Genomic DNA, 13,730 nt, shown 5'->3' on the forward strand with positions numbered 1-13,730 from the left:
AAGGGTCCGCGAATGCGGTCAAGCACCATCGCACGCATGACGGCTATTCAACCCGGTCTATCTAGCCAGAATCACGGTTCTGGCCTGGCCGCCGTCAAAACGCTCCGGAGGCGGACTCGCTGGCGCCGTCGGTGGTGACCGCGGTTACGCGGTAGGTATCGAGGGTGAACTCGTGCCCAGCGCTTGGGCGGTTGAACTGGAAGCCGAACCGGTACGCGGTCGGCTGGAGGGTCTGCCCGGGCTTGAGGGTGATCTCATAGACCAGGCCGTCCGGTTCGCTGCGCACCGTGGTCTCGACCTCGGGCGGGAGGAGCGTCGTCCACATCCCGGTGGACCGCACGGACTGGCCGCCAGAGACGGCGACGGTCACGTCGAGTTCTCGGATGGTGTGCGTCGTGGTGACGGTCAGGTCTTCCTGTGCCCAGTACTGCGAGCTGTACGGGTCCACGGTCCCGGCTGCTGTCAGCGGGCCGGCCGGCCCGGTCGCGCTGGGTACCGGGGTGGCGACGGGCTGGGTGGTGGCGGGCGGGGCAGTAGCGATCGGGGTGGTAGCGGTGGGGAGCGCCGCGCTCGATGCGGACAGCGGACCCGGTCCGGAAGTCACGGCCGTGGAACCCGGGCCGCCCTGCGATGCCGCAACCGTACTTGACGGATGCGCGGCCGGGGTGTTGCCGAGGCCAAGCGACGCGGCCACGGCGACGGTCGCCGAGGCCAGCACCAGGAGACCAAGCGGGACGCCGATCAGCCGAAGCCGCGCGGGGCCGGCGGACCGGCGGGGCTCCGTACGGTGCGGCTCCGCACGGCGCGGCCCGCCCAGACGGCGTTCGTCGGCGATCAGGTGCTCAAATCTGGCGCTGATACGGCCAGAGTCCGGCTCATGCTTGTGTGCCTGCTCGCGCAGCGCGGCGGTCAGCCACACGGCGTCCGGTTGCGGGTCGCGTGCTCGGTGGCTATTCGCCCGGTTCATCGGGTCGCTCCTTCGGCTGTGGACCGGCGGTTCCCGCCGCGTTCCGCGCTCGGGGCGGAACGCGATCCCCGCAGGAGGGCTGCGAGTTCTTCAAGTCCGCGTGAGCTTTGGCTCTTGACGGTGCCCACGGCGATGCCGAGGGTCTCAGCGGTTTCCCGTTCGCTGAGACCGTAGTAGTAGCGCAGGACGACGCAGGCTCGTTTCCGGGCGGGCATGCGGAGCAGAGCCTTGCGCAGATCGAGCGCGGCGTCCGTGTCTGGGTCTTCGGACTGCTCGCCCCGCCCGGCGCTCCACAGCCACCAGCCATGACGCTCGCGGACCAATCGCGTGGTGCGGGCGCCGGCGATGTTGGCCACGATGCGGCGCACATACGCCAACGGCCAGTCAGTGGAGGCGACCCGGGTCCAGCTTTTCCACGCCTCGGCCATCGCCTCGGCCGTGACGTCGTCGGCCGCGTGGTGATCACCGGTCAGCAAGTAGGCGAAGCGCGCCAGTTCGCGGTAATGGTCGGCGAAGAATACGTCGAATGCGGCGCGGTCAGCGCCCGGCCGGCCTATCGCGGCCTCACCCTCGGCGTCGTGCACGCGGGAAATCTAGCATTCCATACATCAATGAATCGGCATCTTTCGTCCACCGGGCTGCCGGATGACCGGCTGCGGGCGTTCAGGTGTTCCGCACGATGTGGCCGCCGGCCGGCGAAAAGGTTGCCGCACGTTACATGATTGTGACCTTCCCGCTCGGTCCCGCACGGCAACCTTTTCGGCTTCCCGCGGCCACTGAGGGCGTTAACCGAACCCGATCTTCCGAAGGGAAGCAGTGTGAAGGCAGCGCCCGTGCTGGCGACCGCGGCGATCCTCGCCGCCGCCGGCCTCGTCATCCCCCTGACCATGGCGGCCCGCACCCACCTCGAGCCCTCTGCCGGGCATGCGGTGGTCATGCGGACCTCCGCAGTCGTCACTCCAGCAGGAGGGTCGCCAGCGATGGCGGGATCGCCAGCGCTGGCCGCTGGAACAGCCAAGGCAACGGCCCGGTCCGCCGCCATGCGGACCACGCCGACGGCGACGCGGACCACGCCGACAGCGACGCGGACCACGCCGACGGCAACGCAGACCACGCCGACGGCGTCCGCCAAAGCACCGCTCGCGGGCCGGATCGTTCCCGGCGTCACCTACCACGGGGTCGCCACCGAATACAGCGCGGGGAACGGCGATGGCGCCTGCCTGTTCGGGCCGGCCGCTAACCTCATGATCGCGGCGATGAACTACACCGACTATGAGACCGCCAAGGCGTGCGGGGACTACGTACGGGTCAAGGCGGCCGATGGAGCCTCGGTCACGGTGCTGATCACCAACGAATGCCCGCTGCCCTGCGCACCCGGGCAACTCGACCTCAGCCAGCAAGCCTTCGCCAAAATCGCCAACCCGGCGGCCGGCCGGATCACGGTCACGTGGCAGCTGCTCAGCCCCGCCATGTCCCGCACCATTTCCATCCGGTACATGACCGGCTCCAGCCAGTGGTGGTGCGGCATCCAGGTCATCGGCCACCGCAATCCGGTGGCCCGGCTCGAGGTCCGCGCCGGCAACCGCTGGCGACGGCTGCCGCGGACTGGCTACAACTACTTCATCTCCGCCCATGGCAGCGGATGCGGCGGACCGATCCGGATCACCGACATCTACGGCCAGCGACTGACCATCAACGGCGTCGCGCTGCTGCCGAATGTCAAACAGCCGACTCGGGTTCAGTTCGCCCGTCACTGAAGATCCTGACGAAGATTTGCGTTTTCGCGGCAACCTTTGCGGGCCTTCCGGGCCACTAGGAACGTGCGCGTCCCCCGCGCGATCACCAACTGGACGGAAGGCCCGCAGTATCCATGTCCCGAACATCCCGTCGCCGCCTCGTGGTGGCCGCCACCGCGCCCGCCGTGCTGGCGCTGACCGCGGGCGGCTTCCTGCTCGCCCACGGCGCCAAGGCGAACAACACCATCGCGGTCAGCACCACCGCGAACAACGCCATCGCGATCAAAGTCAACGCGGCCGACGTGCTCCGCACGGTGCCTGGCATCGCGGACGGCCTCAACACGTCGGTCTACGACGGTCACCTCAACGACAGCGCGAGCACGACGGCGGTCGCCCGCGCGGGCATCGGCGCGCTGCGCTATCCCGGAGGCTCCATCGCCGACGCCTACAGCTGGCAGACGAACACGATGGTCGTCAACGGTGGGGGCTACGCGAATCCGAGCAACGGGTTCGACGACTTCATGGGCATCGCACGGAAAGTCGGCGCGAGCCCGATCATCACGGTGAACTACGGCTCGGGCACGGCGGCCGAGGCGGCGGCGTGGGTGAAGTACGCGAACGTCACGAAGAAGTACCGGATCAAGTACTGGGAGCTGGGCAACGAGATCCCCGGCGACGGGACCTACGGCGCCCAGTGGGAGTACAACACGAAGCCGAAGGGCGCGACGGCCTACGCGGACAATATCGCGGACTACATCACCCAGATGAAGGCCGCCGACCCGGGCATCAAGGTCGGCGCGGTGCTCACCCTGTACAACAGCTGGCCGGACGGGCTGGTGGCGTCCGCGTACGGCGACACGGCGGACTGGAACACCACGGTACTCAAGAAAGACGGCCCGAAGCTCGACTTCGTGATCCTGCACTACTACCCGACCTCGAAGAACGAGTCGGGCCTACTCGCGCAGTACCGCAGTATCGCGACGATCGTGAAGCACACGCGGGCCGAGATCAAGCAGTACGCGGGCAGCAACGCCGCGAACATCCAGATCATGATCACCGAAACCGACTCGGACTTCGAATTCGACTCCGTCCCGTCGGCGCTGTTCGCCGTGGACACCTACCTGACCTTCCTGCGGAACGGCGTCGACAACATCGACTGGTGGGACCTGCACAACGGCCCCGGCTCGACCAGCACCAGACTGGCCGACGGCTCCACGGAGTACGGCGACGGGGGCATCCTCGCAAGCGGCGGCTGCGCCGGCGGCGGCACTGGCGCCGTCTGCGAGCCAGCGGCGAACACGCCGTTTCCCGCGTACTACGGCCTGCAGGCGGTTTCCCGATTCGCCTCGCGGGGCGCCAAGATGATCGGCGTCACGAGCTCGAACGCGATGGTTACCGCCTACGCGGTCAAGACCGCCAGCGGCACGAACCTCATGCTGGTGAACCACAGCCCGCGCAACAGCGAGCCTGTCAGCATCGGCTACGCCGGGTTCAAGCCGACGAGCGTCACCTCCGCACTGCAGTTCAGCGACGCGCACCCGAAGCTCAGAGCGCTCAGCCGGGCGAGCGCGCGCGGCCTGACCCTCCCCGCCTACTCCATCACGGTCCTGAAGCTCTCCGGATCCAGCCCGCGAGCGAGTCACCTGACGGCTTGGATGTTCAGGTCCCGTATTCCGTCGGCGTTGTGGTGTGCCTGCGGCCGGAGGGGAGTGTCCACCGCATTATGCCCGGTTCCGGCTGCTCTACCCGCCAGCCAGGTGCCTGCTTGCACCTATGGTGTCGCCGGCATTTCGGTGCCAGGTTGCACTGGCAGGTGGGGCCGTCCGGGTGCGGCGTGGTGTGGTCGACGTCGCAGTGGACGGCCTGGGCGAGGCAGCCGGGCGCGGTGCAGGTGGCGTTGCGGGCGCGGACCAGATGCCGCAGGCCACGGCTTGGCAGATACTGGTCCTCGGCGCTCGTGTGGTCGCAGTCGCCTTCGGTAATGGGGCGGAAGGTGACGTTGAGCCGGCGGAAGAGTAGTGCTAGCCGGGCGCCGGCATCCGGAGGCGGGTGCGCGGGCTGACCGCGCTCCGTCGGCTGGCCGGGCTGGCCGGGCTGCGTGGTGGGTCTGCTGTCGGCGACGAAGTTTGCGAGCCAGGAATGCTGGCCGCGGGCGCAGGCGTGGGCGACGGCGGTGCCGTCGGAGCCGGTGATCGTGACGCACCAGCGGGTTGCGGGGTGGCGGGCGGCGGCGCGGGTGATGTCGCGGGTTTCGGCGGCGTCGAGCAGGCCGTGCGGGCCGGCCTGGGCGGGGGCGGTCGACCAGCCGAGGTGGGTGCCGATGGGGACGATGAGGTTGACCAGCGCCTGGACCGGAGCCCGGTCCGGGACCGGGCCTGCGTCTGGGTCTGTGACCGGGCCTGGGCCTGGGCTTGAGGCCGGGTCTGGGCGGGAGCCGGGCGGCCGGCTGCCGCGTTGCGCCGGACAGTGCCGCTGCGGTTGTGCGCTGCCGGACGCGGGCGGGGGACCGGCGGGATCACCCGCCGACGGATCACCTGCGGGCGTATTGCCTGCGGGCGAATTGCCGGCGGCCGGGGTGCCGGCGCGGATGAGGCCGAGCGGGTCGCGGCCCTGGGTGAGCTCGGCCAGCACGCGGACCCGCAGCGCGCCGAGGGTGCCCTCGATCCCGGCGGTGCGCAGCCGTGCCGCGATCGCGTCGATGTGGGCCTTGGACGCCAGGGCGCTGGCGGTGTCCATCTCCCGGGCGGCCAGGGAGGCGTTGCCGGACATCTCGCGGCGCACCTCGACCCGGGCGCTGGTCCGCCGTTCGCGTTCCTTGCGTGCCCGGACCGCCTGCGGGGCGAGCCGCATCTCCAAGGCGGCGGCCTTGCGGGCCAGCTGCTCGACCCGCTTTTCGATCGCGTACGCGGCGAGCATCTCATCGGCAGCCGCGATGTCGGCGTCGCTGAGGCTGGCGGTGTAATCGGAAATCACCGCCGCGCGGCGGGCGTCGATCAGGCCGCTGGCCAGCGCGGCAAGGGTGGCGGGCAGCCGGGCGGTCAGCTGCCGAGCGGTGTCGATCCTGGCTGCCGCCTCGCAGCCGCTGATCCGCAGCTCGGCGGCCAGTTCTTCACCGGGGAACTCCCCGGCCCGGCAGTGCACCGGCACACCGCGCGCGGTCGCGGCGGCGAGCTGCGCCTCACGGCGGCGGCCGAACTCCGCGATCACCAGTGCCTGCCGCCATGCCTCCCGATTGGCCAGCCGCTGCGAGGCGCGCAGCACCCCGGTCAGCTGGTCATCATCGAGGCGGCCCAGGTCACCGGTCACCTGCTCGGCAAGCGCGGCGAGCACCGGGCCCGGCCGCAGCACGTCCGCCGCGGCGTCCTGCCCGAACTGCTGGCCGGGCGACTGCCCGCCCAGCCCGTCCGGCCCGCACATCGCGGCAAGCAGCTCCGGGTCAACGTCCGTGGCCTCGCCCAGGCTGATGCTCAGCCCCGGGGAAGGCTCGCGCTGCGGCGGGACCGGATCGCGTCCCGCCGCGATCTCCCGATCAAGCCACGCCGTCCAATCATCGAAGTCCGAGTCGGCGCCAGGGCCGGGACCGTGAAGGGGATCCGGCGACACGGACTCGCTCATCAGCCGGACCTCCTTCCGAACACCCATGGCTTCATCACTATCTGTGCGAACAGTCTAGCGAACGCAACCGACATTCCGAAGGAGACACGGCGCGAGTTTTCAAGAACTTTCCAAGTCGACTTCAGCCGCCCGCCACCCACCCTGGCGGACATCGGGCGCACCACCCTCCCGTCGAGCCCTTGCCGGCCCTGGAACTGGTGACTGTCCCTGGTACGCTCGCCGCCTCTGCACCGCTCGGGGAGATGGAGGACGACCATGGCAGCCAGCGGGACACCAGCAAGCTCGGGAGGCGGACAGGCGCAGTGGGATCCAAGCCAGCCTGTCTTCGTGGAGGAAGTGGCGGGTTCCGACCGCCCCGCGGCGTACTACCTGGCGGAGTCGCGCGACGGCCTGTACGTGCCGTACGTGGTGCGCACGCCCGCTGACGAGGGGCGGTTCCCGTTCGTCTTCCTCGCCTACGGCAACGGCGGGGGCGGGATCGGCTGGCTGCGGCAATGGATGCGAACCCGGCCGTACATCATGGAGCGACTTCTCGAGGTCGGCTACGCATGCGGGTGGGGGCGGTACCGCACGGAGGTCGACCTCGGCTTCGACCGCGGGGGCCCGCTCATAGTCGACGCGCGGCAGGGCATGGAGGTCATGAGCCGCTCGCCTCTTGAGTTCGAGGACGAGCTGGCCATCCTCGGTCACGTCGCCAGGCACCCGCAGGTGGACGCGGACCGTCTTGGGCACGTGGGCGTCAGCCACGCAGGCGAGATGCTGTTCAAACTGGCGTACCGGCACAGCGGAATCCTGCGGGCGGGTGTCGCCTGCGAGCCTGCCAACCACGAGTTCCTCGGCCTCGCGATGGGCGACGTCGCGCCGGTCAGCGAGCAGACCGGGATACGGGACTTCGAGGACATGCAGATGCGGGATGCGGCGCGGGTGAGGGCACGCACCGACCTTCCGCTCGCGCGCGAGCGCATCGCGCCGATCAGCCTGCCGATCCTGGTCATGGGGCGCGACGGCGACCACCTCCAGGGGATCTTCCGCCTCAGTTACGAGCTCCTGCGAGAGAGCGGGAAGGAGACCGAGTGGGTGTCCTGGGACCACCCGCTGCACGGCTACATCTTCCCGACGACCGGCCAGGCGACAGACCAGGCCGCCGACCAGACGACCAGCCAGGCCGGCGGGGCAGCAGCCGACCCTGACCAGATCCAGCAGCAGGCCATCGACGGGATCATCGACTTCCTCGACCGGCACCTAAAACCGGCAGCTGAAACCGGCACCTGAAACCGGCACCTGAAGCAGCCCTACCCGTGACCGTCCGGAGCGCCGGCTAGATGACGGGCAGCAGCGCCGCGCGCTCGGTTCGCCGATCTCGGAGACGGTGATGATCAGGGCGCAGGAGGTGTTCGGCGCGGACCTCGCGCAGAGCTACGGGCTCACCGAGACGATCGGCGTCACCACCATCCTGCCGCCGTCGGACCACGTCGCGGGCAACGGCAACCGGCTGCGGTCCGCGGGCCGCGCGGTGCCTGGCATCGAGATCGAAATCGTCGACCCGGAGACCGGCGCCGACGTCCCCGCCGACGAGGTCGGCGAGATCTGCACCCGCGGGCCCTCGGTGACCGGTGCCTACTGGCGGCGGCCGAAGGAGTCAGCGGAGTCGTTCTGGCCGGGCGCCTGGTTCAAGACGGGCGACGCCGGCTACCTGGACGCCGACGGCTACGTGTTCATCATGGACCGCATCAAGGACCTGCTGATGTCTGGCGGTGAGAACATCTATCCGGCCGAGGTGGAGAACGCCATCATGGCGCACCCCGCCGTGCAGGAGACCGCCGTCATCGGCATCCCGTCGGAGAAGTGGGGCGAGACGCCGCTCGCGGTGGTGGTGCCCAAGGCGGGCATGACCCTCGGCGAGGACGAGCTGATCGCCTTCACCCGCGAACGGCTCGCGCACTACAAGTGCCCGACCGCCGTCCAGTTCACCGACGCGCTGCCGCGCAGCCCCTCGGGCAAGGTGCTCAAGCGCGAGCTGCGCGCCCCCTGGTGGGAGGGACACGGCAGGAAGGTCGGCTGACGCCACCCTTGCCGATGCCCCGCGGGCGTTACCTCGCGCCAACGATGCGCAGCGCCATGTCGGCGTAGGCGGCCGCGATCTCGCCGGCCGTGAACCCGCCCGGGTGGTACCACCGGGTGATGTCCACCCCGAGCGAGACGATCGCCAGCGCGGGCATCCGGGCGTCGGCGAGGTCGAAGCTGCCGTCGCCGATGCCACGCTCGATGATCCCCCGGAACGTCCCCTCGATCTGGCGCCGCGCGGCGTGGATCTCGGCGTAGTGCTCCCGCGTCAGCGCCGCGAGCTCGTAGTTGATGACCCGCGCGGAGGTGTGCGAGCGCACGTGGAACTCCGCGAAGGCGTAGACGGTCGCGCGCAGCTGCCCGGCCGGCGGCGGCTCCGGGTCTGCCGCATCGAGGGCGGCCTTGAGCGCGGCGAGCACCTCCTCGTGGCCGCGCCGCGCGATCTCGTAGAGCAGCTCCTCCTTGGACGCGTGGTGCACGTAAAGCGCGGCAGGCGACATGCCCGCCGCCGCGGCGATGTCGCGGGTGGTGGTGGCGTGATACCCGCGCTCGGCGAAGGCGCTGATGGCCGCGGCGAGCAGCCGTGCCCGGGTCGTCTCGGCCCTGGAAGTCTCCTGCGGTGCGGCCATCGGCCGCTTCAGTCCTCGGGACCGATCTGGATGTCGACCCCGTTGAGCACGGCGCCGCACTGGTCGCAGGCGAGCACCCCGTGGAAGGCGCTGCCGCAGGCGCGGTGGACGATGCTGACGGCGGGCCCGCGCTCGGAGCCAAGCCATCGCTCGGACCACGCGATCGCGGTGGCGATCACCGGGAAGAAGGCGAGACCCTTCGCGGTCAGCCGGTACTCGGCCCAGTCGGGCCGCGGCGCCCGCTGCACCTGCTCGAGTATGCCGTGCGCGCACAGCGAGCTCAGCCGGTCGGACAGCAGGCCAGGGGGCACCGCGAGCAGCGTCTGGAAGTCGGTGAACCGGCGCACGCCAAGGAACGCCGCCCCGACCAGAGCCGATGACCAGCGGTTGCCGAACACCGCCATCGTGTCGGGGTAGAAGCTGTGCTCGACGGCCGTACGGCGCGAGTCAGAGCGCCGCCTGGTGGTGGTCTCAGGCACCGACTCGCGCCAGCCGCCGGACGGCCCCCAGGCCGACTTGAGGTCGCGCGGCCCTGTCGTGGCGTGGCAGTGCGAGCAGGTGAGCACGGGCAGGAAGTCATGGCCGCAGGTCTTGTGGTGCAGCGGCGGCGTGGCATAGGCGTGGTGCGTCACCTGGGCGCGCTCCCAGCCCCAGATCGAGACCAGGATCGGCCACGTCGACCGGCCGCGTTCGGTAAGCACGTACTCCGAGCGGACCGGGTGCTGCTGGTAGACCCGCTTGTCGACGAGCTGTGCGCGGGCCAGCGTGTCCAGCCGGGCGGTGAGCACCGCGTGCGAGATAGGCAGCGCGGCACGGAACTCGGAGTACCGGGTGAGGCCCTGCAACATGAGCCGCAGCAGGAACAGTGACCACTCGTCGCCAAGCAGCCCGAACCCGCGGGCCAGTGCGTTGGGCACGGGCTCGCCGCGGGCGGCCGTCGGGTCCGCTTCGGCCCTGTCTGCGGTGGTCACGCTTAGCAGGATACGGCCGCCCGGCGTTCCAGGGAGGCATCCCCTGCGGGCGCTGCCATTGAAGTGACTCTGTTTGTTGGAGTAATGTGAACCGCGACGGCAACCGGGACAGCATGGAGCGGCATCGACACCGAACGAGTCAACGTGCACGGCGGCGCGGTCGCCGTCGGGCACCCGCTTGGCGCAAGCGGCGGCATCCTGCTCGCCAACGCACTCGAACTGCTCGGCCGCCACGGCGGCAGGTACGCGCTGCTCGTCATCCCCGCGGCCCTCGGCGTCTCGATGGCCATGGTGGCGGAGAGGCTGGGCTGATGGCGTACCGGGTCGTGCAGTGGGCCACCGGGGCGATGGGCAAGGCGGTGCTGCGCACGGTCATCGACCACCCGGGCACCGAACTGGTCGGTGTCTACACCTACAGCGACCGCAAGGCGGGCCGCGACGCAGGCGAGCTGGCGGGGCGTCCCGCCACCGGCGTGCTCGCCACCAACGACGTGGCCGAGATCCTGGCCCTCGACGCGGACGTGGTGGTGCATGCCGGGCGCATCGGCCCCTACGGCAGCCACGACGCGGACTTCATCCGGCTGCTCGAGTCGGGCAAGAACGTCATCACCATCAACGGCTACAGCCATCCCGCCCACTGGTCTGGAGATAGTACCGAACGGTTGCGTGCCGCCTGCGACACCGGCGGCACCACCCTGATGGCGGCCGGCCTCAACCCGGGCTTCATCGCCGAGCAGATCGCCACCGTGGCCACCGGCGTCTGCGCGTCGGTGGAGCACATCGAGATCACCGAGGCCGCCGACGCGACCGAGGTGCGCGACCCCGCCTACCTGTTCGGTGCGCTCGGCTTCGGCGCCGCCCCGGCGGCCTTCGACCCCAACGACGCCACCCAGGGGCCCGCCGTCTTCCTGAACGGGATGTACACCGAGACGCTCGCGGCGGTCGCCCTCCGCATGGGGATGGACCTGGAGCGGGTGGAGACCGAGCACGTGGTCCACCCGGCCACCGCCGACATCGAACTGCACGCGGGTGTCATCCGCGAGGGCACGGTCAGCCACACCAACTGGCGCTGGCACGGCATCGCAGGCTGCAAGCGGCGCCTGACCATGTCCATCCACTGGTACGCGGAGACCGCGCACCTGGACGACCCGCACCCGCCGCTCTGGACGGTCAAGGTCACCGGGCACCCGGGCATCGAGATTGCGGTCCGGGTGGTCAAACACCCCGACGACCGTTCCCGGATGGGCGCGGAGCAGTACGCCGTGGCCGGCCAGGTGATCAACGCCATCCCGTACGTGGTGGCAGCCAAGCCGGGCCTGCTGACCCGCCCGGTCGCCACCCCCGCCCGCGACCACTACCCGACGTTCACCCCGGCCGGCTAGGCCAGCCCCGGCGGGTCATAGAGTCCGGCCGATTCGTCGCTTGTAGGCGGAGGGGGTCTCACCGCAGTGCCTGGCGAAGGACCGGGCGAACGCCCCGGCGTCATCGAAACCGACGGCGAGTGAGACCTCGAGGACGTTACGGTCCGGCTGGGCCAGCAGGGCCATGGCGCGAAGGACACGGGCGCGTAGCAGGTAGCTTCGCCACGACATGCCCAAGTGGGTGCTGAAGCAACGGCGCAGTGTTCTTTCCGAAACCCCGACCGCGCGTGTCACGTCGCCGACCGTGACGTGCTCAAGGTGAGCGCGTGTGTAGTCGGCAGCCGCGGTCACAACTGGATCGGACGAGGCGGGCAGGTGCAACGGCCTCTCGTCATCCAGTGCCCGCCCGACCACATGGCCGAGCGCCTGAAAGAACGAGTCTGCTTCTGCCCCCGACTCAGCACGCGACATCGGCCATCGCGCCGAGTAGAGCATCATCTCGCGAATGAGTGCGGAGACCCCAATGATCCGAACCCGGTCGCCGGCCACCGGAACGAGACCTGGCTCGAAGAGAACCGCGAGGGTCTGCGCGCCAGCATGCAGCGTCGTCTGATGATGCAGGCCCGCCGGGATCCACGCCGCCTGGTGCGGTGGCAGCAGATAGTGGCCAGTCCCCGTCCTGACCTCCACCATCCCGCGGCAGGCGTACTCGATCTCGTGGACGTCGTGAAAGTGCCAGCCGGTGACCAGTCGCTCCCCGCCGCCGTACATGAGGCTGCCACCGGTCCAGCGCCTGCTCACCCGCAGGTTCACGTAGCCCGTGGTGGCCGTTTGGACCTGATCTTTGGCCAGATCAGCAGAGACGGTCATGTCTCAGGAAGCTTACAGTCGGTTCCGGGCACAGACCGTGCCTTCGCTGGTGGCCGAGGAAGGAATCCTGATGCCTACGCTTATCTACTCCATGTCAGTGTCGCTGGACGGTCACATCGCAGGACCGGATGGCGCCATCGACTGGGCCGCGCCGGATGAGGAACTGATGCGGTTCCACATCGAGCAGACCCGGGAAGTCACCGGCCACCTGACAGGGAGAGGGCTCTATGAGGACATGCTGAGCTGGGAGACGGCTGAGCAGACCCGCACCGATCCACTGGAGCTCGAATTCGCCCGCACCTGGAAGGCCATTCAGAAAGTGGTGTTCTCAAGCAGCCTGACGTCGGTGGAAGGTAATGCCCGCCTGGCGCGCAGTGGTGTCGCTCATGAGCTCGCCGAGCTGAAGAACCAGCCCGGCGCCGGCATCGTGTCCGTGGGTGGCGCCAGGCTCGCCGCCTCCCTTGCCGAGAAAGACCTCATTGACGAGTACCGGCTGTTCGTGAACCCCGTCGTGCTGGGGGGCGGCACACCGTACTTCCCGCCACTGCCGAAGAGACTCCACCTCGAACTCGTCGAGACGCAGACCTTCTCGCAGGTCGTCTACCTCCGCTACCGGCGGGTCTAGTCCCCGATCGCAGTGAATTGCGGTGAAAGTCGGATACGATCCGGACGTGACATCTGCATACGCTTTCGGCGATTATCTGGTGCGGGTCGATGGCGGTGTGATCGAGCAATTCGCGCGAACCGTCGCGACGTCGTACCGCATTCCGGTTGCGTGGGCGGCCGCGGAGTTCGAGCAGCGTAAGCACGATGTCGTTCGGGTGCGGATCGGGGTGGCCGCTGACCCGGCGGCGGGGTTCTTCTCGGGCGTGGCTTATACGAACACGTTGTTCTCCATTGAGATCCCGGGCAGTGAAGAGCCCAGGCTGCGCGCTTTCCTGAGTGGGATCGCCCGCGATGCCGGCCGGGTATTAGGGGCGTGCTCACCGAGGCGCTGCCGCCCGCCCGGGCGAAGCCGGCTACTGGCACGCAGGTCGCGGCGATTGCCGCCGGGCTCCTCGCGATGGCCTGCGGGCTTCTCATGTGGCGGAACCTCGGCTACACCGCGTCGAACCTGGGCACTGGGGTTTCCTTCGAGCCGGACTCGATCACCAATCGGAACGTGTGGCTGTCTGTCGCGCCCGCGGGTGTCGGGGCGCTCGTGGCGGTCGTGGCACTCGCGCTGCGCGGGCGTGCCCGCTGGCTGCGCTACCTGCAGGTCGGCCTGTGGCTCCTGGCGCTGGCCAGCTTCGTCTGCATCACCGTTACCTGCGGCCCGCTCGTCGGCCTTGGACCGGTGTTCGCGCCGCTTTTCGTCGGCGATATTTCCGGCGTCGTCGCCGTTGTGCTCCTGACCCGGAGCCTGCGCCGTCCCGTCGGCCGCCAGCCGCGCTGGCATCCGGCGTTCGTCGTGCTGGCGGTGGCCCTGGCTTGCGCTGCGGCTGGCCGCGGCGCGTGGTCATAGGTAGTTTTCCCTC

The 13,730-nt window shown here is 69.7% G+C and carries 13 protein-coding genes; 7 read left to right on the forward strand and 6 right to left on the reverse strand.

Annotated features, from left to right (window positions below; translation table 11 throughout):
* Positions 1 to 94: 94 nt before the first annotated feature.
* Positions 95 to 967 carry a hypothetical protein gene (locus tag EAS64_RS27670; protein ID WP_145857689.1) on the reverse strand — a complete coding sequence of 291 codons (873 nt, stop codon included), beginning with the start codon at positions 965 to 967 and terminating at the stop codon, positions 95 to 97.
* A complete protein-coding gene (locus EAS64_RS27675; protein ID WP_222849654.1) occupies positions 964 to 1,551 on the reverse strand; it encodes a SigE family RNA polymerase sigma factor in 588 nt (195 codons plus the stop codon). Before EAS64_RS27675 ends, EAS64_RS27670 begins: the two co-directional genes overlap by 4 nt.
* Positions 1,552 to 1,785: 234 nt before the next feature.
* On the opposite strand from EAS64_RS27675, the gene EAS64_RS27680 reads away from it, so the two are divergent.
* Positions 1,786 to 2,724, forward strand: coding sequence for an expansin EXLX1 family cellulose-binding protein (locus EAS64_RS27680; protein WP_222849655.1), 939 nt, complete (start codon positions 1,786 to 1,788; stop codon positions 2,722 to 2,724).
* Positions 2,725 to 4,362: 1,638 nt separating this feature from the next.
* Here the strand turns inward: EAS64_RS27680 and EAS64_RS27685 are convergent.
* Positions 4,363 to 6,318, reverse strand: coding sequence for an HNH endonuclease signature motif containing protein (locus tag EAS64_RS27685; RefSeq protein ID WP_187366221.1), 1,956 nt, complete (start codon positions 6,316 to 6,318; stop codon positions 4,363 to 4,365).
* A gap of 255 nt (positions 6,319 to 6,573) precedes the next feature.
* On the opposite strand from EAS64_RS27685, the gene EAS64_RS27690 reads away from it, so the two are divergent.
* Both EAS64_RS27690 and EAS64_RS27695 read left to right on the forward strand, forming a co-directional pair.
* Positions 6,574 to 7,590: an alpha/beta hydrolase family protein gene (locus EAS64_RS27690; protein ID WP_145857693.1), complete on the forward strand. Its 1,017-nt coding sequence runs from the start codon at positions 6,574 to 6,576 to the stop codon at positions 7,588 to 7,590.
* A gap of 85 nt (positions 7,591 to 7,675) precedes the next feature.
* On the forward strand, positions 7,676 to 8,380 hold the full coding sequence (locus tag EAS64_RS27695) for an AMP-binding enzyme (protein ID WP_281283339.1): 705 nt from the start codon (positions 7,676 to 7,678) through the stop codon (positions 8,378 to 8,380).
* A 28-nt stretch (positions 8,381 to 8,408) separates the two neighbouring features.
* Here the strand turns inward: EAS64_RS27695 and EAS64_RS27700 are convergent, their stop codons facing one another.
* Together EAS64_RS27700 and EAS64_RS27705 are read right to left on the reverse strand one after the other, a co-directional pair.
* Positions 8,409 to 9,011 carry a TetR/AcrR family transcriptional regulator gene (locus tag EAS64_RS27700; protein ID WP_145857697.1) on the reverse strand — a complete coding sequence of 201 codons (603 nt, stop codon included), beginning with the start codon at positions 9,009 to 9,011 and terminating at the stop codon, positions 8,409 to 8,411.
* 8 nt (positions 9,012 to 9,019) lie between these two features.
* Positions 9,020 to 9,982: a winged helix-turn-helix transcriptional regulator gene (locus EAS64_RS27705; RefSeq protein WP_222849656.1), complete on the reverse strand. Its 963-nt coding sequence runs from the start codon at positions 9,980 to 9,982 to the stop codon at positions 9,020 to 9,022.
* Positions 9,983 to 10,105: 123 nt separating this feature from the next.
* Between EAS64_RS27705 and EAS64_RS27710 the strand changes: the two genes are divergently transcribed.
* The gene (locus EAS64_RS27710) at positions 10,106 to 10,294 is read left to right on the forward strand and encodes a hypothetical protein (RefSeq protein WP_145857699.1); all 189 of its coding nucleotides are present in this window, start codon (positions 10,106 to 10,108) and stop codon (positions 10,292 to 10,294) included.
* Complete coding sequence (locus tag EAS64_RS27715) at positions 10,294 to 11,364, forward strand: NAD(P)H-dependent amine dehydrogenase family protein (protein ID WP_145857701.1); 1,071 nt, start codon at positions 10,294 to 10,296, stop codon at positions 11,362 to 11,364. Before EAS64_RS27710 ends, EAS64_RS27715 begins: the two co-directional genes overlap by 1 nt.
* Before the next feature lie 15 nt (positions 11,365 to 11,379).
* On the opposite strand, the gene EAS64_RS27720 is transcribed toward EAS64_RS27715, so the two are convergent.
* Positions 11,380 to 12,213, reverse strand: a complete 834-nt coding sequence (locus EAS64_RS27720; RefSeq protein WP_145857702.1) for a helix-turn-helix transcriptional regulator — start codon at positions 12,211 to 12,213, stop codon at positions 11,380 to 11,382.
* On the opposite strand from EAS64_RS27720, the gene EAS64_RS27725 reads away from it, so the two are divergent.
* Positions 12,212 to 12,838, forward strand: a complete 627-nt coding sequence (locus tag EAS64_RS27725; protein WP_246115878.1) for a dihydrofolate reductase family protein — start codon at positions 12,212 to 12,214, stop codon at positions 12,836 to 12,838. The genes EAS64_RS27720 and EAS64_RS27725 overlap by 2 nt on opposite strands.
* A gap of 354 nt (positions 12,839 to 13,192) precedes the next feature.
* Positions 13,193 to 13,717: a hypothetical protein gene (locus tag EAS64_RS27730; protein ID WP_145857704.1), complete on the forward strand. Its 525-nt coding sequence runs from the start codon at positions 13,193 to 13,195 to the stop codon at positions 13,715 to 13,717.
* Positions 13,718 to 13,730: the final 13 nt, after the last annotated feature.

Source organism: Trebonia kvetii (genome assembly GCF_007827045.1).
Lineage (GTDB): Bacteria > Actinomycetota > Actinomycetes > Streptosporangiales > Streptosporangiaceae > Trebonia > Trebonia kvetii.

What these genes read in the sequence shown, in the direction of transcription:
- EAS64_RS27715 (WP_145857701.1), top strand. Translation starts at nt 10,294, where the DNA reads ATGGCGTACCGGGTCGTGCAGTGGGCCACCGGGGCGATGGGCAAGGCG.
- EAS64_RS27690 (WP_145857693.1), top strand. Translation starts at nt 6,574, where the DNA reads ATGGCAGCCAGCGGGACACCAGCAAGCTCGGGAGGCGGACAGGCGCAG.
- EAS64_RS27685 (WP_187366221.1), bottom strand. Translation starts at nt 6,318, where the DNA reads ATGAGCGAGTCCGTGTCGCCGGATCCCCTTCACGGTCCCGGCCCTGGC.
- EAS64_RS27725 (WP_246115878.1), top strand. Translation starts at nt 12,212, where the DNA reads ATGTCTCAGGAAGCTTACAGTCGGTTCCGGGCACAGACCGTGCCTTCG.
- EAS64_RS27670 (WP_145857689.1), bottom strand. Translation starts at nt 967, where the DNA reads ATGAACCGGGCGAATAGCCACCGAGCACGCGACCCGCAACCGGACGCC.
- EAS64_RS27700 (WP_145857697.1), bottom strand. Translation starts at nt 9,011, where the DNA reads ATGGCCGCACCGCAGGAGACTTCCAGGGCCGAGACGACCCGGGCACGG.
- EAS64_RS27720 (WP_145857702.1), bottom strand. Translation starts at nt 12,213, where the DNA reads ATGACCGTCTCTGCTGATCTGGCCAAAGATCAGGTCCAAACGGCCACC.